This window comes from Sphingomonas psychrotolerans (genome assembly GCF_002796605.1).
Classification (GTDB): Bacteria; Pseudomonadota; Alphaproteobacteria; order Sphingomonadales; family Sphingomonadaceae; genus Sphingomonas; species Sphingomonas psychrotolerans.
Genome location: NZ_CP024923.1, coordinates 4,702,597 through 4,728,006, shown reverse-complemented (window position 1 = coordinate 4,728,006; position 25,410 = coordinate 4,702,597). Strand labels below are relative to the sequence as shown.

At 66.5% G+C, this 25,410-nt stretch carries 12 protein-coding genes; 1 reads left to right on the top strand and 11 read right to left on the bottom strand.

What is annotated here, in order from left to right:
• Nucleotides 1-7: 7 nt before the first annotated feature.
• Together CVN68_RS21475 and CVN68_RS21470 are read right to left on the bottom strand one after the other, a co-directional pair.
• Entirely contained in the window at nucleotides 8-610 is a 603-nt protein-coding gene (locus tag CVN68_RS21475) for an RNA polymerase sigma factor (RefSeq protein WP_233503472.1), read from the bottom strand.
• A complete protein-coding gene (locus CVN68_RS21470) occupies nucleotides 607-1,287 on the bottom strand; it encodes an energy transducer TonB (RefSeq protein ID WP_158299010.1) in 681 nt (226 codons plus the stop codon). The genes CVN68_RS21475 and CVN68_RS21470 overlap by 4 nt, the downstream gene beginning before the upstream one ends.
• Nucleotides 1,288-1,768: 481 nt before the next feature.
• Here CVN68_RS21470 and CVN68_RS21465 point away from each other — a divergent pair, with 481 nt between their 5' ends.
• Nucleotides 1,769-3,760 (top strand): calcium-binding protein, encoded by a 1,992-nt coding sequence (locus CVN68_RS21465; RefSeq protein WP_158299009.1) that lies wholly within the window; start codon nucleotides 1,769-1,771, stop codon nucleotides 3,758-3,760.
• 405 nt (nucleotides 3,761-4,165) lie between these two features.
• Here the strand turns inward: CVN68_RS21465 and CVN68_RS21460 are convergent, their stop codons facing one another.
• From CVN68_RS21460 to CVN68_RS21420, 9 genes are all read right to left on the bottom strand, one after another.
• On the bottom strand, nucleotides 4,166-4,777 hold the full coding sequence (locus CVN68_RS21460; protein WP_100283997.1) for an OmpH family outer membrane protein: 612 nt from the start codon (nucleotides 4,775-4,777) through the stop codon (nucleotides 4,166-4,168).
• A gap of 46 nt (nucleotides 4,778-4,823) precedes the next feature.
• Complete coding sequence (locus CVN68_RS21455; RefSeq protein ID WP_100283996.1) at nucleotides 4,824-5,588, bottom strand: SapC family protein; 765 nt, start codon at nucleotides 5,586-5,588, stop codon at nucleotides 4,824-4,826.
• Nucleotides 5,589-5,620: 32 nt separating this feature from the next.
• Complete coding sequence (locus CVN68_RS21450) at nucleotides 5,621-18,490, bottom strand: filamentous haemagglutinin family protein (protein ID WP_158299008.1); 12,870 nt, start codon at nucleotides 18,488-18,490, stop codon at nucleotides 5,621-5,623.
• A 100-nt stretch (nucleotides 18,491-18,590) separates the two neighbouring features.
• Entirely contained in the window at nucleotides 18,591-18,752 is a 162-nt protein-coding gene (locus CVN68_RS23520; protein WP_158299007.1) for a hypothetical protein, read from the bottom strand.
• A 342-nt stretch (nucleotides 18,753-19,094) separates the two neighbouring features.
• Entirely contained in the window at nucleotides 19,095-20,825 is a 1,731-nt protein-coding gene (locus CVN68_RS21440; protein ID WP_233503471.1) for a putative porin, read from the bottom strand.
• Between the two features lie 51 nt (nucleotides 20,826-20,876).
• Nucleotides 20,877-21,599, bottom strand: a complete 723-nt coding sequence (locus CVN68_RS21435; RefSeq protein WP_100283992.1) for a TonB-dependent receptor — start codon at nucleotides 21,597-21,599, stop codon at nucleotides 20,877-20,879.
• Nucleotides 21,599-22,018, bottom strand: coding sequence for an ExbD/TolR family protein (locus CVN68_RS21430; RefSeq protein WP_100283991.1), 420 nt, complete (start codon nucleotides 22,016-22,018; stop codon nucleotides 21,599-21,601). The genes CVN68_RS21435 and CVN68_RS21430 overlap by 1 nt, the downstream gene beginning before the upstream one ends.
• A 15-nt stretch (nucleotides 22,019-22,033) precedes the next feature.
• Nucleotides 22,034-23,767, bottom strand: coding sequence for a DUF2341 domain-containing protein (locus CVN68_RS21425; protein ID WP_100283990.1), 1,734 nt, complete (start codon nucleotides 23,765-23,767; stop codon nucleotides 22,034-22,036).
• The gene (locus CVN68_RS21420) at nucleotides 23,767-25,317 is read right to left on the bottom strand and encodes a ShlB/FhaC/HecB family hemolysin secretion/activation protein (protein WP_100283989.1); all 1,551 of its coding nucleotides are present in this window, start codon (nucleotides 25,315-25,317) and stop codon (nucleotides 23,767-23,769) included. Before CVN68_RS21420 ends, CVN68_RS21425 begins: the two co-directional genes overlap by 1 nt.
• Nucleotides 25,318-25,410: the final 93 nt, after the last annotated feature.

Sequence of the window (25,410 nt, the reverse complement as noted above, 5' to 3'; positions counted from 1 at the left end):
GCATTCCTTATTGAGGGGACACTTGAGCGAGGCGTTTTTGCAACCCGGCGACGAAAGTTTCTTCCGTTGCCGCATGTAGATAGCGCGTCGCAAGCAGCAGCTCGTTCCGAACGGTTCTCTCCGACACGTTGAAATCCAAGGCTATTCTCTCGTAGTCGGCATTCTCCACCCAGAAGCAGCGGAACATTGCGCGACGGCGGGACGGCAACGCCTCCAACGCCCGTTCCACCGCGGCCAGTTCGGAGCGCGCCTCCGCGATGCGCTGCGGCCCGGGATCATCGTCGGCAAGCTCGAGAAGTTCCTCCACGTCCGCCGCGGACAGATGCCGCGCCTCCGACCGCCGGCGATTGCTCGCGATGTTGAGCGCCATGCTGATCAGGTAGGAGCGCGGATTGCGCAGTTCGCCCTGAATTTCGGTGCGTTGCAGGCGGACATACGTGTCCTGCAGCGCCTCGCTGGCGGCCTCCGCGGATCCCAGCCGGCTGGTAAGCCGCTTCTTGAGGTCGGGATAGGTCGAGACGAGCAACCCGATCAGGACGTCGCGCGGACTGGAATTCACCGCCGCACTCCGATCGGCCCCGGTGCGGATGCGCGCTTCGGATCCGGTCACTGACCCGCCGGCCAGCTTGCGGATTGCTGCATGACCGAGAGATCGATCTCGATCACGAAATCCATCCGCGACGGCAGACCGGCGGGAATAGGCGGCAGCGGCTGCGCCCGCTCGAGCGTGTCGAGCGCCGCATCGTCGAGCAGTTCCGAGCCCGAACTCTCCTGAATCCAGCTGTCGAGGACCTTGCCCATGCGATCGATCTTGAACGCGAGTCGCGTGACGCCGGAAAGGCTAAGACGCCGCGCCTCGGCCGGGTAGCGACTGCGCGCCGCCACCGCTTGGTAGAGCCGCCGCTGATAGTCGCTGAAATCGGCTGCACTCACTGCCCCGCGATGCGCCTCCGTTTCGCTCGAGACCGCAACGGCCGCGTCGCCAGCCGATGTGGAAGGGGGGGCCGCGGAAAGGACAGGGAGCTGGGGCTGTGCCGGGCGACGCCCGCCCGCCGAAACGGCCGGCACGAGCTTCATCGGATGCGCGCTTTCGACTGCGTTACGCGGTGCGCCCTCGTCGGGGGGCAGCGGGAGCAGCTCGACGACCAGCGAAGTCCGCGCCTCCCGCAACCCCGGTTTTTCGGGGCGATGGTCGGACAGACCATAGATGATGCCGCCCAATATGACGGCATGGCCGACACACGAGCAGAAGAGGCTCAGGAAATTGATCCGGTTGGGACCAGGCATGAACACTCGCATTGAGGCGGGGCACTGCTCGCTTAGACCACCGATCTGGGACGCTAGTGTGACATGCCGGGTCTCGCGATTCGCTCAGCTAGGGGATTCACGGGGTCTTCGGGCGCATCTTGCATACCGACGGGAACACGGCTTCGCGCCCGGGGCGGGCAAGCCTGTCACCCATCCGAGTCGCACCGCGGTCGTGCCACGCGCATTGCCGCCGGCTATTTTTCGGCGTCGGGGACACTGGCTCACGCGACAATATCGCACAAGATCGTCTCAGTATTAAACGGTCATGCACCAGAATAGACAAAATCTACGCGATTACGTACAATAATGTCTTCGCATAGGACGAAGTTAAATTCGCAAATAAAACAGTGTCGCAACGCGGATGTCACACTCAAATCATAGATAGGTCGCGATCAAGTCTGCGATCCGCGTATCCATGCCATTCTCGCGCGTAATGCGCGACCCTATAAGGAAAAATCCCATGCGAGAGACTATCCTTCAAGATGATATCCTTGCTATAGAGGCGGTCAGCCAGTTGAGCATCGGCGATGCCAGCGTCGTCGAAGGCGACAGCGGCACCCGCAACCTTGTCTTCACCGTGACCCGCAGCGGCAGCACCGCCGACGCGGTGAGCGTCGAATATGGCGTCAATCTCGACGGCACCGCATCGATCGGCGACCTTGCCGATGGCGCAGTGCTCGCCGGCACGCTCGACTTCGCCGCCGGCGAAACCACCAGGACGATCGTCATTGCGGTCAAAGGCGACACCGTGATCGAAGCCAATGAGGCGCTCTCGGTCCAGCTCTATCCGCTGAGCGGCGACATCGTCCTTGCCGACGACACCGCCACCGGCACGATCCTCAACGACGACGTGCTTCTCAGCCATGTCAGCATCAGCGATGCCAGCGTCGTCGAGGGCGACAGCGGCACCCGCAACCTCGTCTTCACCGTGACCCGCACCGGCGGCACGGACGCGGCGAGCCTCGAATATGGCATCAATCTCGACGGCACCGCATCAATCGGCGACCTCGCTGATGGCGCGATCCTCGCCGGCACGCTTGACTTCGCCGCCGGCGAAACCACCAGAACGATCACCCTCGCGGTCAAGGGCGACACTGTGGTCGAAGGCAACGAAGCGCTCTCGGTCCAGCTCTATCCGCTGAGCGGCGACGTCGTCCTCGACGACGACACCGGCACCGGCACGATCCTCAACGACGACGTCCTCCCCAGCCATATCAGCATCAGCGACGCCAGCGTCGTCGAGGGCAATAACGGCACCCGCAATCTCGTCTTCACCGTGACACGCACCGGCGGCACCGATGCCGCGAGCCTCGAATATGGGGTCGACCTCGACGGCACTGCATCGATCGGCGACCTTGCCGATGGCGCCGTCCTCGCTGGTTCGCTCGATTTCGCTGCCGGCGAGACCAGCAAGACGATCACCGTCGCGGTCAAGGGCGACACCGCGGTCGAAGCCGATGAGGCGCTCTCGGTCCGCCTCTATCCGCTCAGCGGCGAGATCGTCTTCGACGACCACACCGGCACCGGCACGATCCTCAACGACGATCAACCCAACCAGTCACCGGCCGCGCACCATGACGCGGTCGCAGTCAATGAGGACGCGACCACCGCCAATTTGTGGTCGACCCTGCTCGGTAACGACTCCGACCCCGAGGGTCAGCCGCTGTCGATCAGCGCGGTCAACGCTTCGGGTACGCTCGGCCACGTCGTGTTCGACGCCTCGACCCAGAAGCTGCAATATGTCGCCGATGCCGATGCGTTCGACGCGCTCGCGCCCGGCGCCACCGCGACCGACAGCTTCACCTACACGGTGACCGATGCCGGCGGCCTGACCAGCACCGCGACGGTCAACGTCACCGTGACGGGGATTGCCGACGGCGTGACGCATATCGGCACGACCAATGACGACACGCTGAATGGCACCGCGGGCGAGGATACCTTGTGGGGCGGTCTCGGCAACGACACGCTGAACGGCCTCGGTGGGCACGACCTGCTCGACGGCAGCCTCGGCAAGGACAAGCTCGACGGTGGCGACGGAAACGACACGCTGTACGGCGGGCTGGGCAGAGACGAGCTTCGCGGCGGCAACGGTAACGACGTGCTGTACGGCGGGCTGGGCAAGGACAAGCTATGGGGCGGCGCGGGTGCCGACAGCTTCCATGTCAGCTGGCTCGAGGGCAACGACACGGTCTACGACTTCAGCACCACCGAGGATCGGATCGTACTCGACGACGGCGTGACGGTGAGCGGCACCAGCGTCACCGACGTCAACAGCGACGGCGTCAACGATCTCATCCTCCAGCTCAGCTTGGGCGGATCGGTCACGCTGCTCGGCGTGAGCAACGCCAGCCAGGTCGATGTCGTCACCGGCGACTCCTTCTGGAGCCACGCGTCGAGCGTGACCGGCGCATTCGACCATGTCGCGCCGGTCGAACTGGCGCACGGCTTCTGATGTATTGACGTCACGGCGGCCGGCACTCCCCGGTCACCAATGCCCCTCTTCCGCTTGTTTCCGCGTGTGGAAGAGGGGCCAGCTGACCTTCGGTGTCCCGATCCCGATTTGCGTGTGATCGGAAGGGTCTCGAACCTGCCGACTCGACCGCTCGCGGCCTAGGCTATGTCCTGCGTGCCGCAGCGCCCCGCGTTCGGAGCCGTCCGGCGGTGCGCTACTTCATCGCCTAGCTCAAGCCGGAGATCGACCGCTCAATCGCGCAGTTCGACCGATGGCATTCGGGGATAAGTTGATAGCCCGGCCGCCCTTGCGAGATTGGTAACGATTCAACGACGGATGTCGCCGTTGTCGCAACATCCAGACGCAGCGTTCATCATCTCTGCCGCACATCGTATTTGGGGGTGCCTATTGCGCGCCTGCCGCTTGCTGCGGCAACCGCTCACGCTCAACCGGGATCGTCAGGACCGTCGCGTCCAGGCCCTTCACCACATCGACCGTCAGGTCGTTGCCGAAATTTCCGCCGAGCGCCGAGCCGCGGTCGAACAGCAGCCCGCATTTCTTTTGACCATAGACCTGAGCGATTACCGGCTGCGCCGCCGTGGCGATCCGCATCAATGCCTTGCCGCGCGTCGCCTCGATCTCCCGGCCGTTGTGCGCCGCTTTCAACTGCAAGGCCTGCCACTTGCTGACCAGCGCCTGACGACGCGGCGCCAGTTGGGGCGTTTCGGGTTTGCCTTCCAACGCCTTCGCTTCAGCCTCCAGCGGTTTGCGCTCCGCGTCGATTTCGGCTTGGGCAGCACGTGCCAGTTCCTGAAGTCGCGCCGACACCGATTTGCCCACGACGGCATTCGCGTAGATCGCCTCACGCGATAACAGGCACACGCCCGCCACCAGCGGGCCGCCGAGCGGCTGCGCTGCCGGCGTCGCCGCCGCGCCGGTTCCCCCGGTAGTCTGCGCAACCACAGACGAAGCTGCGCCGAGAAGAGCGGTGGCAGCGATGAAGATACGCACGTTCATGACTGTTCCTCGAATGTGATGAGAGAAGGCTCGGATGCCGCGTGCTCTAGGACGCTGAGGCTTCATTGCGGCTCGCACGCCGGGCGAGCAGCGCCGGAAAGCGTTCGAGCGATGACAGATGGAGATGGATGAGGCCGAGCCAGCCCTTGCGGTGCCAATCGAGGATGGTCTCCCCGGGCAGCGCGGCGAACCGCTCCGCGTCGACGATGCCGAAACCGTCCAGCCCTAGCTTGCGCCCGTCCGGCAGCGTCACGTCGGCACGACGATCTACCAGCAGGTCTGCGGCGACCAGCGCCCCGACAAAGGCGCTTGTCGCCGCAGCCTCGCCCTCGAACGCTTCGCAGAACCGCATCGCCTGACGCGTCAACGCGGTAGGTCCATCGGCGTCGAACAGCGCAGCACCGTCTTCGCCTTCGCGGGTAACGCGATCCGCGCCCGTATCGATGGCGAGCGCGAAGCCATCGGGGTTGACCGTGCGGATGAAGCCGAAGGGGTAGCGCCGCACATAAGCAGGCACATAGGCGTCGGGTATCCAACGGCCGTCCTCGACGAACAGATTCTCGTACTCGACGCCCAGCACGGCGATCGGCTGAGCGCCGCCGGCTGCGAATACCACCGGATAGTCGCGCGCCGCGGCAGCGATCTCTCCGGCGACGATCGGCACGAACGGCGTTTCCGCCGCGAAGGAAAGATCGCCGTCGTGCAGGCGCCAATCGCCATGCCTATGGGCAGTCAGCGGTTCGGGCGCTCGATAGAAGAGCGGCAGGGGATTGGCAACGGCCTGCTCGTCGCCCTGGGGATCGGCGGACATGTTGTTTCTCCTGTGATGTTCGAAGCGTCGCATCAAGGCTCGATGCCGAAGCCGAGCAGGCGCACATTGATGATGACAGGCATTTCGGTGCGCATCTGCGGCCGGGTCCGTTCCGCCACCTTTGCGGCTTCCGCGAGAACGGCGGTACTGGCGTTCGATGCTGCCGTCAGGGCGCCGGTGTTGACCACCGGCGGCAACGGAATGCCCCGCGCATCCCCCTGCACCTTGATGTTGGCGGCGTTGAGCACCTGGAGCGCCGCCAGATTGACGTTGCCCGAGACGCGGATCCCTGCCTCGCCTGCATCGATCACGCCCAGCGGCGCGATCAGATCGACGTCCCCAGCCGGGATTTCCGGGATCGGCGCCAGCGTGGCGATGCCGGCGCCGCTGTTCTGGGTTGGCGGGGACAGAGTGACGACGCCGTAATTGTCGTATACGCGCCGCGGCGGCTGGAACACGGCAGTGCTCTTCGAGCCGCGGCCGGCGTTGATATCGCCCTCCGCCGACCAGATGAACAGATTGCCGCCAAAGGTGGTGAAGACGCGGCTCTGGCCGAGCAGCACCGAGCGGCGCGAGAAGATGTCGACATCGCCCGAGCCCATGCTCACCACGCCCGCTGTCGCCGGCGGCACCAGGCTGCCCACGCCCACCAACGTCTGGCCGCCTGCCACCATCAATTCGATGTTGCCGCCAAACAGCGTTCGCACCCCCGAACCGCCGAACATCGTGAGGTCGCCGGCATAGGAAATCGGCTTCCCGGCCGCATCCTTTTCCGGGAACAGCGCGGCGATGGCATTGCGGCCGCGCAGATAGCTCGCAAAACGCGGGCCTTCGGGATCGTTATACTCGCGGCCGCCGGCCTTGAGTTCGTCATAATAGGCCTGACGGACGAAGATTCCGCGCTCGACCGGTTCGAGGCCGTCGAAATAGGCGATCGCGGCCTCGGCATTCGCCGCCTTGAAGCCATAGCGCGCATCGAGCCACTGGATCAGTTCCTGATCATAGGTGTGGGCGACCTTGCCCTGGTTCTCGACGTGCGACAGCGGGAATTCCGCATTCGCCCGGTTCGTCGGGTTCAGATAGCGCTCGGCGAACCCGTCATAGTTCGGGCCGCCTGCCCCCACCCCGGTGAGCACGGTGATCGCCGCGCCGCCGTTGCGCGTTTCGGGAGTCAGGCCGAATAGCGGACCCATGCTGCTTAGGCGGCCATTGTCGCCCTGATAGACGTTGCGCCCCGCCTCGAGAATCAGATTGCCCGGTCCCGCCACCGTCATGTTGGCGAAGATCACGTCCCGCCCGGCGGAGATCAGCGTGATGTCCCGCGGATCGTTATGGACCACCAGGCCGGAGGTGAGGAATGGCCCGCCGAAGATCTGGGTGGTGCTGCGGCAATCAAGCGGCCCCTGAATGCCGCAGCCGAAGGTGAGCGCCGAACCGAGATTGACGATGTCGCGGCCGGCGCGGATCGTTGCCGAGCCCGAGCTGATATAGATCGGGGACAGCAATTCCCAATTGGTCATGCCGAACGAGAAGTCGCGCACGTCGCCCTCGACCGCGTAGAACAACGCCGGCGATTTCGGGCCGTCGAGCAGGCGTCCGCCCGCGGTTTCGGGCTGAAAGGCGATGCTGCTTCCAACGGTTCCGTTACCGGCCAAGATGGGCGGAGCGGCCTCCGGCGTGCTCATCCCCTCGCCCGCCCAGACCGGGCGGAAGATGTTGGGCAGCAGATCGCGGCTGTTCGACATGCCGGAAAGTGCGATAGGCATACCCATCGAAAACTCGCCGATATCGTCGCGGCGAACCGTTGCGGTTCCCTTGATCGTCCCGGCGGCGAGGAACTCGACCTGGCCCTTGGGCGAAGGCGCGAGGACCAATGCGGGGACACCCGAGTTGCAGTCGTTGCCGCAGATGCCGCCACTCCATTCGACGTCGCCGCCGGCGGCGGTGGCGGTGAGGATCGCCGGATACCAATAACGATTGTCGCGGCGCGCGGCGTTGCCGCCCGCCAGCGTAACCGGGGCGACGCTGCCGCCGCCCGAGAACAAGTGGATCGCGGTATCGTCCTGCCACAAAGTAAAGCTGCTGCGCGACAACAGCCCGTCGGTACGGATCCAGTTCCCATCGGCGTCGAGCCGGCCGAGGCTGGTGCCCGCCCCGCCGATCTGAGTGAGCGCGCCGGGATCGGCGACGCCCGACAGAGCAAGCGTGCCGCGCGTGTTGAGGTTCACGTTGGTGTCCCCCGGTGCCAGCGTGAGCCAGCCGATCGAGCGCGCGAGCACGTCTATGTTGCCGCGCAGATTGGTGAAGGTTCCGCCCAGATCGGACGGGGCCCCGGTCCTCGGCTTCACCGGGTTCAGCGCGCCGCCGATGCGGATGGTCATGTCGCCGCCGCCGGTCTGGACCAGATCGCCGCCGGTCACGAAGCCGGCAACGCGCGTGATGTCGGTCACGCGGCCCGTGCTTGCCACCGTGAAGTTCAGCGCAGTGCTCGCGATCGACGCACGATTGCCGTCGCTCGTGCTGTCGCCATTCATTCCCTCGAAGCTGGCGAGCGTGCCGGCATCGCTGCCCGCCGAGACGGTGAGGTTGCCGCCGCCCAGCGTGCCGATGCCCATGAAGCCCACCAGCAGCGGGGCATTATGGTTGGCGTTCAGGTCGTTGGTGTCTTGCGGGTTGTTGGGAACATAGCCGCCGAAGTGGATCCACCATGCCGTGGGGACATCCTGGCCAAGCTGCGACGGCGCGTTCTCGCTCGCGCCATAGCCGCCCTGGCGCCACAGCCAGCCGTTGATCGAACCGCTGCCCGGCCGGAGATACGACACGTCGCGGGCGGTCTGGTAGCCGGTCAGCTGATCCTGGACCGACAGCGTCAGATCGCCGCCATGTTCGGGATACCAGGCCTGATAGTCGCCGATACTGTCGGCATAGCCATCGAAATTCGCGCCGATCCACGGATTGGCGAGGTTGCCGCCGCCGGCGAGGATTGCGCGCGGCTGATTGTAGACATTATGCCCGTCCGGGGTGGTGCCGCCGATCTCCGCAGAAGGCGTACCGGCGGTATAGACGCCGAACAGCGAATATTGCGCGTAGGAGCCGCCGGCGAGCAGATCGAGCGAACCGATGCCGGTCCGAACGACGCTGAATTGCTGGGTCCAGCGCATGCGCGTCAGCCAATCGGCACTGAAAGCCGGGTTCTCCGCCGCTTGTGGATTGAGATAGTGCCGATCGGCGAGGATCAGGTCGCCCGCCTGCCCGCTCTCGGCCAGATCGGTCGCGGCACGCAGCGCGCGTCCGTCGGCGGAGTCGATATCGGCCCCCGCGACGAAGCGCATCGACCAGGATTGCGAACCCTGCGCGAGCATCGGCGCGGCCGCCCACATCCGGCCCTGGCTACCGTCCGCCTGGACCGGGCGCATGCTCATCATCGAGCCGTCCACGGCCAGCATGTCGATACCCGTGGTCCCGTCGGCCAGCGCCACAATAGTATCGCGTGGAATGAGATCCCCCGCCTTGAGCAATGCCGTTGATGACAGCGTAACCGCAGCAGGCAGTTCGACATTCGCGGGCCAGATCATCGCAGCGGCGCTGACCTCCATCGGCATCGCCGATCCGGCGGACAGCCTTGTGCCGGCTTGCAATTCGGTTCCCGCGGCCAGGATAGTGCCGCGCGCGATCACCGATCCGTCGGGCAAATGGATGTCGGCACGCGCCGTCCATTCGCGGCTGAGCACGGTGTCTTGCGAAAGCGCGACATCCGCGCCCATCACCACGTTGGAGCCGACGCTGAAGCCGCTGACGGAGATGGCATAACCCAGCACGTTGCCGGGCCGGATCTGCGTTCCTGCGCCGAGCGCGACCGCTGACGGCACGACATAATCCTGGATCCACTGATCGTTGACGCCCTGCGCGCCCGGATAGAGCACCCAGCCATTGTCGTCGGGCGTCCGTGCGGGAACGCCGAAGCCATCGGTGATCGAGCCGTTCAGGCTGAGATCGCCCGATGCGCGCACCAGCAGCACGCCCGCCTCGCCCGAACCATAGCCGCCGCCGAACGGATCGGCATAATTGATCGCGCGCTGATCGTTGGGGTTGAGGCTGGCATAGCGATAGCCCGCCAGGTTGAGGTCGCCCGAGACGCGCAGATCGCCACCCGCCATGCTCGCCAGCTCGACGCCCGGCCGCAGATGGAACGCATCGCGATAGGCGCGCAGCCCCGCGACCCGGTCGAGCAGCGCGGAATTGCCGATCGCCGCGTCGATGAAGCCGTCACTGTCGAGATGGATTCCGTCCATCAGCGCCTGATCGATCACGCCGGTCGCGGGCTGATAGGTGCGGAAGGCATTGACCGACAGGCTTTCGGCCCCGTGGATGTTGAGCGTCCCCGCCGCCGCGATCGCGACGTCGTTGGCGCCCAAGCGGCGGGCGTTGAGGTCGATCCTGCCGCGCGACACGCCATCGGGCGAGGACAGGTCGATCGTCATGCCCGGCTGCAGCGTCAGAGTGCCATTGGCGCTGGTCAGTTCCACCATGGCGCGGTTCGACGCCTCGATTGGTGCGCCATAGGCGTCGACATGGAGCATGGTGCCGTGCGCATCGAGCGACGCGCCGCTGGTCAGCACCAGATCGTTCTTCGCCGACAGCCGGATCGATCCGGGCTTGGCACCGCTGGCGTCGATCTTGCCGGTGACGGTCATGCTGCCGCCATCGGCGGTGATGCTGACGTTGCGCGCCTTCACTTCGTTGCCAATGCTGAGGTCGCCGGTCTTGACGAGGAAGTTGCGCGAATAGGTGACGCCGCTATCGTTCAGCCGCTGGTTGAGACCGGTGAAGTCGGCGATTCGGCCGGCGCGAATGTCGATGGCGCCGCCGCGCAGTTCGGGGTTCTCGCCCAGCGTGCCGTTGCGCGCCGCGCCCTTGATCACGCCTGCCAGCACCGCATCGCCCTTCAGCGCAGTGACCTTGAGCAGGCCGGCATGATTGTAGTCGGCGCTGAGATCGATGACTGCGCCCGTGGCCATGCTCACATTGCCGGCTGCGCTTTCGAGTTCGACGTCGCCGCCCCAGCTATAGCGGGTTTCGTCGAAGAACTTGGTCGCTTGGCCCGCCATGTCGATCCTGGCGCGATCGCCCAGCGTCACGTCGCCCGAAAGCGCAGTGAGCTTGAGCCGCCCGCTGGGCATCGCGACCAGCGTGTCGACATTGATCGTGGCGCCGGTGAAGTGGAGCTCGCCACCGATCGGCAGTTCGGGCCGCTGGGTCGGGGCGGTCCAGCCAGTGGGCGCGGCGAGGTTGACCGCGCCGCCGGCGACGAAGCCGACGGTCGACCCGCCCTTTGCCGTCAGCAGCGGTGTGGTCAGGTTTAGCGTGCCGCCGGTCCCCGGCTTGCCGTAGACTGCCTGCGATTCATAGACCGAGATCGTGCCGCGATGGTTGGTCTCTATCCGCTGTCCCGCAGTCAGGTTAACCGCCGAGAAGCCGAGCGCGAGCCGGTCCATCGGCAGCGTTCCATCGTCGGGGATGCCGTCCTGATAGCCGAGCACGATCCGGTCGGCGACGAGGTTCAGCGTGCCTTGGCCGGTGCCCGGGCCACCAGCGATCGGCGCGCCGGGCTTGCCCGCCAGGACCTGCGCGGAATAGCTCGGCCCAGTCGTGCCGTAGACGCCGTTCCAGACCAACGTCGCCGCGCTGATCGTCGCGACGTCCGTGGCATCGCCATGGCCGTATAGCGCCGGCGTATTGAGCACGAGCTGCAGCGCCGACTGGTGCCCGTTGGCTCGCGTATCGAGGTCGACCGTGCCGTAGAAATTGATCGAATCGTTGCCGGTCAGGATCAGTCGTTCCAGCGCCGGCGCGCCCTTGGTGGTGTCGCCCAGCATGAGCCGTTCGAGCACGCTTTGGTTGAGCAGGATGCCGCTCGGCAGGATCCCCTGACCGCCGGCAGCCGCCAGCCCCTCGCTGGTGCCGATGTTCACGGCACCGCTGGCCAGCGACAGATAGCGCGCGCCGTAGCGGACCTGTTCGCCCAACGCGACCGGGCCAAGGCTGGAGAAAGCGAGCGTGCCTTCCGAATAGAGCGCGGCGCCGTCCTCCACGACGATCCGGCCGGTCGTCCCCGCGCTGCTCGGTGCCTGGAACTCGAGCAGGCCGTTCGAGACCGCCAGCATGGCGATTTGGTTGTTCAGGATGGTGTAGCCGCCGTTCATGTCGAAGGCGGGCTTGCCCTTGCCGATCGTGCTGAGCGTCGCGCCCTGCTCGACGACCAGATCCGAACTGCCGTTGGACACCATCAGGATTTGCGCGGCCGAAAGCGTGGCGCCTTCGCGGACAGTGATGCCGTTGAAGGCGCCGCTCGAAAAGGCGTCCGCCCCCACCTTGATCTCGAGAGTCGCCAGCAGATCAGTAGACGGGCCGCTGACGTTCCGGCGAAGCTCGCCGCCCAGGATCATCAGGCTGGCGCCCACCGCGTTCAGGTCCGATGCGTAGAGGCCCGCGGCGCCCTGGGTTGCGGTGGTGCCGTCCGCCAGGATTTCCAGCGCCTGCTTGTCGGTGTTGGCGTAATTTCCGACCACGACCGACAGCGAACCGCCGATTCCGCCTTCGGCCGCTGCGAACTTGCCGGCGCCCTTGAACGAGAAGAGCGAACGCGTCTCTTCACCGGTGACCGAAGGAACGGCGATGGTCAGCTGCTTGCCGTCGCGCGGCAGCAGCGGCAGCGGGCGGCCGAACAGCGAACCATCGGGCAGGTCGGTGAGGAACTTCTCGAAGCCCGTCTCGACATATTGCGAATGCTTGCGCACCGCATCGGCAGGGGTGAGGATCACGTCGACCGCCTGGGGCGAGCGCCGGTTGAGGTTGGCGACGTCAGTATGCACGCCCAGCGCGAACGAGCCGCCGGGAAGCGTGGTCATCTGGCCCGCGCCCGGCGCGGTGGCATGGCCCATCTCGACGCGATAGGCGCCCTTCATCAGGGCGAATTCGGCGGGGAGCAGGGTGTAGGTTCCGGGCTTCAGTCCGGGAACGCCTTCGGGGATGACGATCTGCTGGCCGAATACCGGCTGCGCATGCCCGTCGATCGCAGTGGGCGCGGCCGAATTCTTATAGTCGGGAACGATCGCATAGACCTTGTTGTCGGCATGACTGAACCCGGCAAAGGCAGGGTTCAGCGCGGCGAGCGGATTCTTGAGAATGTCGATCGATCCGCCGCGGCCGGGCGTGAAGCCCGCCCCGGTGGGATTGCCGCCGCCCGACAGATCGAGCACCGCCCCGGCGTCCGCCTTGAGCGAGCCGACGATCGTGATCCCCTGCTTCGGCGTCGTCGTGAGCACCGACGCGCCGTTCAGCGTCCAGCTGAGCCCGTCGGTGGTGCTGCCATAGGGAATTGCGAGCCCCGCCCCGCTCACCGACGTGAGGCTGCCGGAAAGCAGGTTGACCTCGCGCGTCGACACGGCGCTTTCGCCTGACCAGTAATCCTGGCCCGGAGCGGCCATTTCCGGCCCAGGCACGTAATTGCCGCCGCCGATGCCCAGCGTGATCGAGCCGAGCGGCGCGACCAGCACGCCGCCCTGATTGATGATGTCCGCACCCACGGTCAGCTGGCCATAGGCCGATAGCGGCATCGACGGCGTGCTGCCGGCCAGCTTGTGGAAGCTCACCGTGCTTCCATCCATGATCGTGCTGTAGAGGCTGGTATTGCCCGGCAGGCGATAGGTATAGACGCCGGCATAGATCGCCGCGACGGCGCCAGTGGTCGGGTAGATCTGCGCCGCGGTCAGCGAGACGTTGCTCATCGAGCGGACGGTGCCGCCGGTGAGCCGGATGTCGCTGCGGCTGACGATGTCGATGTCCTTCGACGCCGCATAATCATATTCGAGCTGCTCGTTGCCGATCAGGCCGATCGAGCCGTTCACGCCGAAGCTGATGCCGGAAATGTCGACCAGACCGCCGGTGATGGTGACGCTGCCCTGCCCCGCGACCGGGCGCCGCAGCAGCGCGAGCTGGCCGACATTCTCCGCGACGATGGTGTTGCCCCAGCCCGACCCGCCGCCGGCGAACTTCACATAGGCCGCCGACAGCGACATGTGCGCATCGGGATCGAGATTGGCGAGCGCGCCGTACAGCGTGAGGTTTCGTCCCAGCGCGAGGTTCACATCGCCGTCGAACAGCACCACGTCGTCGCTTGCCAGCGACAGGCTGTCGAAGCCGCCCGCCTTGATGCGGTCGACGCCGATGCGCGCCTGGCCGACCAGATTGGCGACGCCTTCGTTGGCGGCGTTCGACTGCTCTACGGTCTGGCCCGGCGTCCAGCAGCCGGTGATGCAGTCGCCATATTCGATCGTGTCCGACAGCAGGTTCGAATATTCCTGCTGAACCACCACTTCGCGCAACCGCCGCATGAAATCGGGCACTTCGGTGCCCTTGCCGATGCCGCGGTCCGAGATGATTGGCGTGGTCAGCTGGATTGAAAGCTCGCCGCCCAGCGCGCCGGCGCCACCGGCATGCGCGCGCGCGGTGCCGTCGAGGAAAACGCCATATTGCGAATCGAGCGCGATCCGGCCGCCGTCGCTGGCGAGGGTCAGGCTGGTACGCCGCTCGGGCAGGCCCGAGGTCTGATAGTCGATCTCAGCGCTCGCGCCCGACGCGTCGAGCAATGCGCCGTCGCGCACCACGACATAGGCCGACGTCATCTCGCGGCCCATCGCCACGCCCGAATCGGTCTGGCGCTGAACGTCGCCGCCGATATGGATCGACCCGCCCTTCGACACATTGGCGTAACGCAGCCCGCGCGCATCGAGCGCGGTGTGCGCGCGGCCCGACACGTCGATCACCGCACTCGAATCGATCCACAAAGCGGCAGTCGAGTCATAGCGGATCGGGAGCGTGGTCGGCCGGTCGCGGCTCATATTCTCGAACAGCGACGAAGTGATGTTGACCGCGCCGCCATGCGCTTCGACCCGACCCTGGATCAGCATGCCCTCAACCGAATTCAGCGCGATCGACTGGCCCTCATCGACGCGCAGGGTGGCGCCCTTGCCGATGCGGAGTTCGCCAAAGGGCTGGGCGTCCTGCAGCAGAGCGCCGTAGGGATCATAGGTCAGGCGCGGCCCGAGGCCCGACGCGATCAGCGTCAGGCTGGCACCCTGGCGCTGGACGAAGCGGCCGTTCGCCGCGTCTTCCTGCAGCATCGGCGCGGTCCACAGCGTCATCGCGTCGTCAAGCGCGGCACCGCTGGCCACCACCAGGCTGGCGCCGGTGATCCGCCGCGTCGGCGCGACCACGTCGATCGTCGTATCTGCCCCCACCCACAGGTCGCCGCCGGCGCGGACGGTGTAATTGCTGAACCCCTTCTGGAAGAAATCCGCATCGAGATGCAGCGGCTTGACGACGTTCAGGTCGACGGCGAACTCCCAGCCGCGCTTCAGGGTCGCGCCGGCCTTCAGCGTGATGTCGCTCTCCAGCACGGTGCCGGCAGTGATGAACCGGGTGATCGGCTCGGCGAGCGGAAGCCCGCTGTCGCCGTACACCGCGCTCATGTCGGGGACGATCTGTCCCTCGCCGAGATTGATGTAGCCGATATACATTGCGAAGCCGGCGGGCAGCGTATCGCCGGGGAAGAACATGTTGAAGTTTTCATCATAGACTTCGGCACCGTCGGGAATGACCCAGTCGGCCAACAACGTGCGTCCCGAAAAGTCGGCGGAGGCGCCGCCGGTGACGGTCTCGCCCGCGGCCAGCTTCGTTATTTGATAGGAATAGTCATAGGGCAGCACCATGCCGGCCTTGATCAACGCATCCGCACCCAGTTGCAGATCCATCGGCAAGGGCTGGCCGGCGATCAGCAGATTGCCGCCCTCGAACAGTTCCTTGCCGATCGTGATCGGAGTGCCGCCATTGTTGACGATCAACGTGCCGCCGGCAAAGTCGCCCGAGCCATAAGAGCGGATCTCGCCATCCAGCACCATGATGTTGGCCGCCTCGCGCGGCAGCGTGCCGACCGAAAGCGCCACGTCGCCGCCGCGCGCGCCCTGCGTCTCGCCGAGATCCAGCACCGCACCGCCCGCCGAGGCATCGATCAGGCTATCCTTGCCGAGCGTCACCGAGCCCTGCACTGCGTTGATCAGGACGTCGCCGCCCTTGGTGAAGGCCAGGTCCCGGCGATCGCCGCCCTTCAGCAGGTTCACCCACAGGCCGGTCGTGTCGATCTTGACGCCGTCCGCCAGGTCAATCGGCGTGGGAATGACTTCGCAGATCGAGTTGCAGCTGGCGGTGAGCCCCTCGATCGAGATGGTGCCGCTATGCGCAGTCAGATTGCCCGCGACATGGGTGCTCTGGGCCTGGAGCGCGATGCTGCCACCGGCGGCGACTGCGATGTCGGCATCGACACGCACGTCCTTGCCGCTGATCCGCAGCGCACCGAGCTTGGCCGCGTTGATCGAATCGGCGGACAACTGGACATTACCGACCATCTCGGGAGTGAGCGTAGTGGCGGCGGTCATGCCCGACGTAACGTCCGTTCCGGCGCTGACCGTCACACCGTTGGGGAACGGCGACGTGACTTGTTCCGTCGGACCGTCCAGTCGATTGCCGACATAGAGGCCGCCGGCCAGCGGCGTGGCATTCTGCGGCAGCTTGTAGCCATCGATCCGGCGTGCCGTCGTGCCGGCAAGCGTTCCCAGCTTGTCGATGGTGATCGGCAAATCGGGCCGGGCCTGGGTCTGGCGGTCGCCGACGACCACGTCGGCCAGCACCGTGCCCTCCATAAGCACCGTCGGCATCGACATCGAGATCGCGCCGGCGTCGCGCCCCACGGTATAACCGTCCTCCCACCGCGCGCTGAGCGTGCGCGAGAAGGGCGTGCTGAACAGCTCAGTATAGGCATCGCCCCAGCGATCGTGCGTGCGCATGAACGACGCGCCGACCGATGTCAGCTTGACCCTCGCCGGCGCCTGGCCGGCGGCGTAGAGCTTGCCGTCCGAACCCATGAACAGCGTCGAGCGCACCACGCCCCCTGCATAATCGAGGCTGCCGCCCGAAATATCGAGGATCGCCCCCTTCTGGATCACCAGCTGACCGGCGTCGGGCGGGCGGACGTTGGCCACGCCACCGCCGCTCTGGAACGCGATGCTGCCGCCTACCGATGCCCATTCGCCGATCGAATGCGCGACGTTGCTGAGATGCCCGCCCACTTCGAGCAGGCCGCCGGGTGTGTAGTAACGATCGCCATTGTGCCCGCCGGTGCCGCTGGGCAGCAGCACCAGATCGCGGATGTCGACCCACACGTCATTGTGCTTGAGCGCGTCGACTTCGCGGTTGTCCGGGGAATCGCGCATCTCGTAAGGCTGGATGTTGACCATCAGGTTGTTGGACTCCATGTCCATCGCAACCCCGCGCACGCCCGATACATCGAGCACCGCGCCTTCGCCCACGAACGCCTTGGTCCGCGCGAACACCGCGATCTGCCCGCCCTGCGCGATCGTCTGCGACCCCGCCTGGAAATCGACGGTCCCGCCGGTCATGATCTCCACCCGCGAACGGTCCAGCCGATCGGCCATGGTGAAGTTGAAGTTGCCTTCGCCCTGATGCGCGAGGAGCCAGCTGTTCACATTAGTCGCCGGGTTGGCGAGCGCATCGCGCTGGGCGTTGGTCGCGCGGTCCTTGCTGTCCAACTCGGGCAGGATCATCGTCAGGCTGTCGCCAGTCAGCGTCACGCTGGTTTTCGCCTTGGCCTCTCCGACGCTGGTCAGCAGGTGGATCGTGCCGCGTGCGTTCACATTAGTGGTCGCGATCGCGATGCCGCCCTGCACCACCGTCTCGCCTGCCAGCGTGATGTCGCCCTGGCGCGCCTCGATGACGCCGGTATTGGCGACCAGCCCGGCAGTGCTGTTCGCGCCGACACTGACCTGGACTTCGTTGCCGCGCGTGGTCGAACGCTGGTTGGTGTCGGTGCCATAGCCGGCGCGGACCAGGAACCGGTCGCCCGCCGCGAGCAGCGTCTGCCCGCGATCGGTGCGGATCGAACCGGCATTCTCCACCGTGTTGCCCAGCAGCATGACGAAACCGCCCGCTTCGACAACCGATTTGGGCGCGGCGGTGGCGATCTGCGCACCCGCCTCGACCTTCACGTCGCCGATCGCGTTGGTGAAGCTTTCGACCACCTGGGTCGGCGGCGCCGACGCCGTCGACTGAGTCACGCGGGCATAGATGCCATAATCGCGGAAATGCTGGTCGGTGATCGTCGCCGCCGCAGCGACGAGATTGCGGACATTGATCTGGCTGGCGCCGCCGAAGATCACGCCATTCTGGTTGAGGATATAGACCGAACCATCGGCCTTGATCGTACCGAGGATCTGGCTGGGATCGGCGCTGTCACCGACGACGCGGTTGAGCGTGACCCAATTGGTGTTGCCGTGATGATTGAAGCTCAGGTCGGTCTCGCGGCCGACGTTGAAGCTGTCCCAGTTGAGGATCGCCTTGTCACGCGTCTGGTTGACGAGGACGCTGGTGCGGCCGTTCGTCCCCTGGCTCTGTGTGGGTCCGTCGGCGCCGACCCACAAAGCAGGGTCCAGCGCGACGCCGTTGGCGACCTCGAGCCCGCCCTTGCCGAGACCGTTGGGCACCTTCGACTGCGCAGCGAGTGCGGCAGCGCGCGCAGCCACCTGCGCGGCATCCATCTGCGCGCGGATACGCGAGGCGCGCTCCAGCGTCACGCGGGTGCGCTGGGCAGCGGCCTGCGCCGCCGCATTGCGGTTGCCGGCGCTCTGCGCGGCGCGCGTGGCGGCGGCGGCGGGATCCGCCCCTTGCCGCGCGCCGAAATTCTGTGCGTGCGCGGAGCCCGCGAGCACGAGGCTGCCTAGTGAGGCGCCGAGGAGCAGGGCGTTGCGGAACGAACGGCTGTTGCGGATCATCTGACGATCTCCAGGATGCGTGTCGCCCGCTGCGCGGGGCCGCCGATAGGAAAGGAAGCGAGGCGCCGCACGTGCAGGCGCTTCGAGCATGAACATGAAATCATCGCCGCGGGCCGATCGGCGCGACGGGCATTGCGACGGGCCGGTCGGGACGAACCGACCTGCCCAGTGCGTTCCCCATGCGCAGCCGCGAGCCGGACAGGCTCGACACGCCGATCTGGACGTCCGGAGAGCCAGCCGCGGGAACGGCGGTGTCTCGCATGGTTTCGGCTTGGTCTCGCGCGACCCGGGCAGCTTGCTCAAGGCGCCGAGCTGCGCATTCGAGATGGCCGACCCGATGGCCCGCGACATCAATCGCGACGCAAGGCGCTCCGGCCATCCTGTCGCCCCCGATGCGCTCACGCGTTTGGGGCGCTTCCTGCGCCGCGGCGGTGCCCGCCAGCGTAAACACCATGCCAGCCAGCGCCGCGCGCGCCGAACTAGGGGCCTGTCCGCAAGAGGAAGGAACGGACAGGCCCCGCCGCTGCCGGCGGGCTTCGTGCTTGCCAAACGAAGCCCCCGACAAGCTGGACAGGATGGAATGCGCGGCTGACATTTGCCTGGCTCAGAAACGCGTGGTCAGGTCGACCAGCAGGTGATCGACGGCAAGCGGCGGCCCCGCCACTTCGTCCGCCGAGAGCCAGCGCAGACCGAAGGCGGTGTTCTCGGCAAAGCCATAAGCGCCGCCGGCGAACCAGCCCTTCATGTTGGTGCCGCCCAGCCCGAAGTCGCTGTCGGCCAGCGCATCGAGCGTCGCGTCCGACGCGATCCGGCGATAGCCGAGATGCGCGTTCCAATCGCCCTTGCGGATCGACTGGTCGCCCTGCGGCATGCCGCGTCCGAGATGCCCGACCGAGAGCCGCGCCTGCCAGCCCTTGTCGCCCCCGGCGAATCCGCCGCCGGTAGTCCCGACCATCGGCGCATAGTTGTTCAGCGCGACCTTCGAGACGGCGCTACGGTCGAACGCCAAATTCTTGATGAAGTCGCCGTCGACGCGAATCGAGAGCCGGTCGGTCAGGCCGAAATCGAACTCGGCGCGCGCCGCCACCACTTCATATTTCGAGGCGAGGCCGAAATACTGGACTTCCGGGCTGACCCCCGGCGCCACCGCCGGGTTGGGCGTGACGTTGCGCAGCGCAGTGATCGTGTTGCCGAATTGCTGGAAGGTCGGCCGCGTCGCATCGGTGTCGCAAACGTCCTGGTCGAACGCGCAGGGCGAGGAGAATTCGCCCTGCGTATTCTCGAAGCGGTAATAGCTGCCGGCCAGGCGAAGGCGGAGCCGTTCGCCGGGATGGAATTCGAGGCCGATCTGCCCTGCGGCGAGGTAGCGGTCCTTCGAGCCGAACACGCCGGCGTCGCGTGAGCCGAAGTCGAAGCTGGTGTTGAACAGCGGGAAGAAGCCGGCATTGGCGAACAGGTCGATCCCGTCGCTGACCTTTCCGGTGCTCGACAGGGCGACGCCGTCGAAGTTGAGATCCTCGTCGAACTGGAGCGTGCTGGTCCAGAACGGATTGGCGAAGCGGCCGACATGCACGTCCACACCCTCGACCGGAGTCATGTGGATGTTCGCGCGATCGAGCCACAGCGCATATTTGCCGAATTCGCCATGCTGGCCGATCGTCTGGTTGGTCGAGACCGGCGACGAATCATTGCCCGTGGCGATGCGCAGTTCGGCGGAGATCCAGTCGTCGATCCGCGCCTTCAGGCCCAGGCGCGCACGCAGGCGCATCGCCCAGCGATCGCGGGTCGCGTTGAGATAGGGCGGATTGACATAGCCCGGTGCGCCGTCGTTCGCTTGGAAGCCCTGCCCGGCGTTGATCGCCGACCAATCGACGAAATCAGTGAAGTTGCCGCTGTCCATCAGCAGGCCATCGGCGCGGGCGCGGATGTCGCCCGACAGCGTGAAGCGCTTGGTCCATTCGGGCAATTCGCCCGGCTTGGCCCAGCCCTGGGTCTGCGCCTGGGTCGACAGCTCCTTGCGGACCTGCTCGACGAGCTGTTCGCGCACGACCTGCGGCACATAAGGGATGGTCTGGGTGCCGTCCGCCGCGACGCCGCCTGCGGGAACCGGCGGCAGCGCCTGCGCCTGCGCCTGCGCTTCGGGCGCGGCGGTGCGTGCCTCGGCGATCATCGCATCGGCCTCGGCGCGCGTGACGAGGCCCTTGGCGACCATGATCTCGAGCAGCTTGTTGGAGTCGACCTGCTGGGCCAGCGCCGGCGACGCCAGCAACGTGGCGCCGGCGGCACAAGCGAGCAGCCAGTGCTTGCGGCGAGGGCGAGGTACGAACTGGAACATAGAAATTTCCCCCTTGCGAATGAAAGTGTCGCTGGACCGGGCGCGCATGGCTCAGGCGCCCGACCGCGTGTTGAATTCGATCCGCATCGCCGGCATCCCGGCGGGCGGGCGCTGGAGCTGCAGCCGGTTGAGCAATGCAACGAGGCGGGTATCGCGACGCTCGCTGCCCGAACCGTCGAGCAGGCGGACACCGGTGATCCGGCCATCCTCCGCCACCGTGACGAGCAGCCTCAGGCTGTAGCGCCCTCTGGCGAGTTCGCGGTCGGCTTGGGTGGCACGCCGAATCTCCGCCAGTGCCGACTGGGCATAGGCCGCGAAGCCGTTGCCGCCTCCCCCACCGCCGGCGCGCCCGCCGATGCGAGTGCCGCCGCCATTGCCCACCGCGAGCCCGTAATTGCTCGGGCCCGCGCCTTCGCGCGCGCTGAGGGCGTTGTCGCCGGGCGCGGGATCCGATGAAGGCGAGGCGGATGGCTCCTTTGCCTGATCGGGCGGCGGCGGCGTGTCGGTCGGCTGGTCGATCGGCGGCGCCTCGGTCGGCTCGGGGGGCTTCTCCTCGGGCTTGACCTCGGGTGGCGGTGGCGGTGGCGGTGGCAGGATGACCTGCGTCGTCTTCATCTCGTTGGGGCGCTTCGTCACGATCTGGGCGCTGAACATGGTCCAGGCCACGAACACCGCCAGCGCGATCCCGCCGGCCGCGGCGACCCGACCCCAGGGGACGGGCGAGCGCCGCCGGTGCGGGCCACCCGGCCCGCCGTTCAGCGCGAGCGCCGCCATTACTGCCCCCCGCCCGGCGGCCGGGTGGAGGCCATGCCGAGCGACGGCACGCCGACCTTGGAGCACAGGTCGAGCACCTGCATCACCTTGTCATATTGCACCGCCCGATCGCCGCGCAGGATCACCGCGAGATCGGGCGTCCCGGCGATGCTCGCGCGCAGCTGCGCCTCGAGCTCCGACAGCGACACCGGCACCGCGTCAATCGAGATCGTGCCATCGTCACCGATCGCGATCACCCGGCTGTTCTGCGCCGCCAGCGGCTTGGCCGACGACGCGCTCGGCAGGTCTACCTTGATGCCCTGCACCGCCGCAGTGGTGAGCAGGATGAAGATGATGAGGAGAACGAGCATCACGTCGATCATCGGCGTGACGTTGATCTCGTTATACGGCTTGTCCTCTTCGCCGATCTGGATCGCCATGGCTCAGGCCTCCCTTCAGGCGGCCTGGGCGGCAGGAATATCCTGCCACGTTTCGGCGATGCGCTTCTCGAGCTCGTCGGCGAAGATCTGATTGCGTGCGGTGATCTTCTTCGAGCGGACCAGCAGGCTGTTATAGCCGAACATCGAAGGGATCGCGACGATCAGTCCGGCAACGGTGGCGAGCAGCGCCGCGGCGATGCCCGGAGCGATCGCGTTGATGTTGACTTCTCCCGCCGCCGCGACGCTGGCGAAGGTGATCATCACGCCGAGCACGGTGCCCGCAAGGCCGATGAACGGACCGCCCGAGATCGAGTTGGTGAGCAGGCCCATCCGCTCGCTGAGCTTCTGGTTCTCGATCACCTGCTCGGCGTCGAGCGCCGAGCGGATCGCCGCGATCGATTGCGCGCGGATCGCAAAGCGGCTGCCGGTGGCGCGGCCTTCCTTGAGCCGTTCGGCGAGTTCGCGGCGACCGAGCTGATAGAGCTGGCTCAGCGTCGAGGATTCCGAGCCGGGGCCCGGATCGAACGCCGGCAGGCCGTCATGGTCGCCCGAGCGCCTGGCCTGGGCGCGATATGCCTCGAGGAAAGTCTCGTTGGCCTTCTCGATCCGCGAGAACAGCAGATGCTTCGAGAGCATCGTCCACAGTGCCAGCACCAGCATCACGCCGAGGATCGCGATCACTGCCCAGGCGTCCCAGGTGAGCGCCGAGAACAGGATGCCGAAATAGCCATGGCCGCCGCCGGTCTCGACCTGTTCGGGCGTGTCGAAGGTCGCCAGCTTCGGGCCCTGGCCTTCGGACGCCGCGGCCAGCTGGAACATCGCCTGCGGCAAGGCAGCGCCTGCGACGCGCACTTCGTCGATCTCGCCGCGCAGGCCCTCGCCGAACACCGCATCGCCGCTTGCCGGGGCGAGCGCGCCGGCGACTTCGCCGGCCGGCTGGCCGCCGACGAACAGCAGCGTCTTCTTGCCATCGCTGACCAGCGCGACATGCGCCCAGGCGCCGGCCGCCAGCGCCGCACCTGCCGAGCGATTGCCGCCCTGGTCGACGAATAGCTGACCGCCTTCCAGAACCAGACTCACTGCGCCGGGCAGCGCGAAAAGCACGCCGTCGCTCGCCGGCTTGGCCCAAAAGCTCACCGACAGCTGCCCCGCGGCGAAGGCCGAGGCCGGCACGCTGAGCCCCGTTGCGCCATCCAGCGTCAGGCTCTGGCCGATAAGTCCGGAAGCGTTGCGCGTCAGCGCGCCGCCCGCGGGAACGCCGCGGGCGACATCCTTGGCGGGCCCGGTACCGTCGAAGTGGAAGACTGCGCGATAATCGGGGGCGAAGCTGCCCGCCACATCCTGGCCGGGCTTAGCTTCCTTGTTGCCGTAATAAGCGTAGATCGCGGCGGCCTGGCCGGGCTGCAGCGCCTGGACATCGACCCAGATCAACGCCGTCTGGCCCGCGACGTCCCACTTTTCGATGTGGAATTTGAGCGGCGTGCGATCGTCACCGGCGACGAAACGGAGGTCCGATCCGTCCGGCTTCACGTCGGCGAAGTTGAAATTGCCCTGATGCAGCCGCACCAGAACCGGCGCGCGCGATACTTCGCCGGTGACGCCGGCGGCCTGCGCGTTGAGGTTGATCCGGGTGCGATAGGCATAGTCCGCCTGCCACCAGGCGGAGGCCGGGGTGGCAAAGAGAGTGATGGCAGCGAGCGCAACTGCGCCTGCCACCGCGCCCTTTCGGGCACGCTGGACGATCGACATTAGAATTCCCCCCAAATGCGGAAGCGTGCGAAAATATCGCCGGAGTGGCTCTCCGGCCCGGAAATCAGCGGCGTGCCGAGATCGAGCGCGCCGTTGAAATGATCGAACAATTTGATGTGCCCGCCGACGCCCATGCTCATCAGCCGGAAGCGATGATCCTGCCCTCGCAGCGGCTGGTGGATGCCGCCCAGCCCCATGTCCCAGAAGCCATGGAAGCGCAGCTCATTGAGAATCGGCGTGCCGAAGGCCTCGGCTAGATCCGGCGCGCGCAGCTCGAGCTGATAGGCGACGCCGTAATCCCCCAAGCTCTCCGATTCATAATAGCCACGCACGCTCGACATCCCGCCGAGCGAAAATCCTTCGTTCGATATCAGCGGATTGCCCGACCATTGACCGCTCAGCCGCGCGTCCAGCTGCATGCCGGCGCCGATCTCCTGATTGTGCCCGGCTTCGACCTTGAACGCGAAGAAGCTGTCGCTCGCCTGATAGCGCTTGTACAGGAAGGCCGAACGGCCATCCCCCAGTCCGCGGATGCCGAGGATGGCGGTGGCGGTCAGGTCGCTGCGCTGGCCGCCGCTGTTCCAGTCGCCGCGCCACGACAGCGTCGCCGGGAAATATTCGATCGGGGCGCTGTCGGTATCGGCGCCCAGCGTCAGATCCTCCTGGAAATCCTTCCAGTCGATCCCCAGTGTCAGCGCCGAATAGAAGCCGTCGGCAGCACCCAACGACTGGATCAGCCGCACGCCGAGGATGTTGCCCTTGCCGACGACGCTGGTGCCGCCGATCACCGCGATGTCGCTGTCGGAATGGACGCCGTACAGCATCAACTGGGTGCCCTGCCCCAGCCGCGCGAGATAATTGGCCGAGAGCACCGTCCCGTCGCCGGTACGCCGCGGCGCCAGCTGCGACGAAACCGACAGGCTGTCGCCGCGACCCCACATATCGTCGTAGCGCAGCGTGCCCGAATAGCGCAGGTCGGTGGTCGCCGCCGAGCTGAAATTGTTGAGTTCGGCCGAGGCGTGGAACGCCGAGCTTTCCTCCACGGTAAGCAGCACGTCCAGCGTTCCGGGCGCGACGCCAGCGCGCAACTCGGGCGTCACGCGCCGGTTCGCCTTCTGGTTCATCGCGATCACGTCGCGCTGGAAGTCGGTGAGGTTGGGCGTCTTTCCCGCCGCCAGCGACGGCGCCTGGGCGCGCACCAGCTCGGGGTGTTTCGTGCCTTCGATCTTCACTTCGCCGATCGCCTGCGGCTCGACTTGCAATTGCAGGATGCCGCCAGCCACCGCCTGTTCGGGGATGAGCACCGAGACCGCGACATAACCGCGATCCTCGAACGCCTTTTGCAGCGCGGCGCGCGCCGCCTCGACATCGGCTTCGGTGCGCCCGGGCCCCATGTGTGGATACACGGCGCGTTCGACCGCATCGGCGGGGAGCAGCGTGTTTCCCTTCACCTGGAAGGCGCGGATCTCGAATGTCGCGACAGGTTCGGCCGCTGCCGTATCCGCAGTCACGGCGACTGCCTCCTGCCCCTGTGCCGGGCTCGCGCTCATGCAAGCCGTGATGGCTATTGCGAGGATAGACGCCCCGCTCCCGCCCAATGCTACGATCTTCAACTCTTGTCCCCTGCCACCTGGCATCGCCGT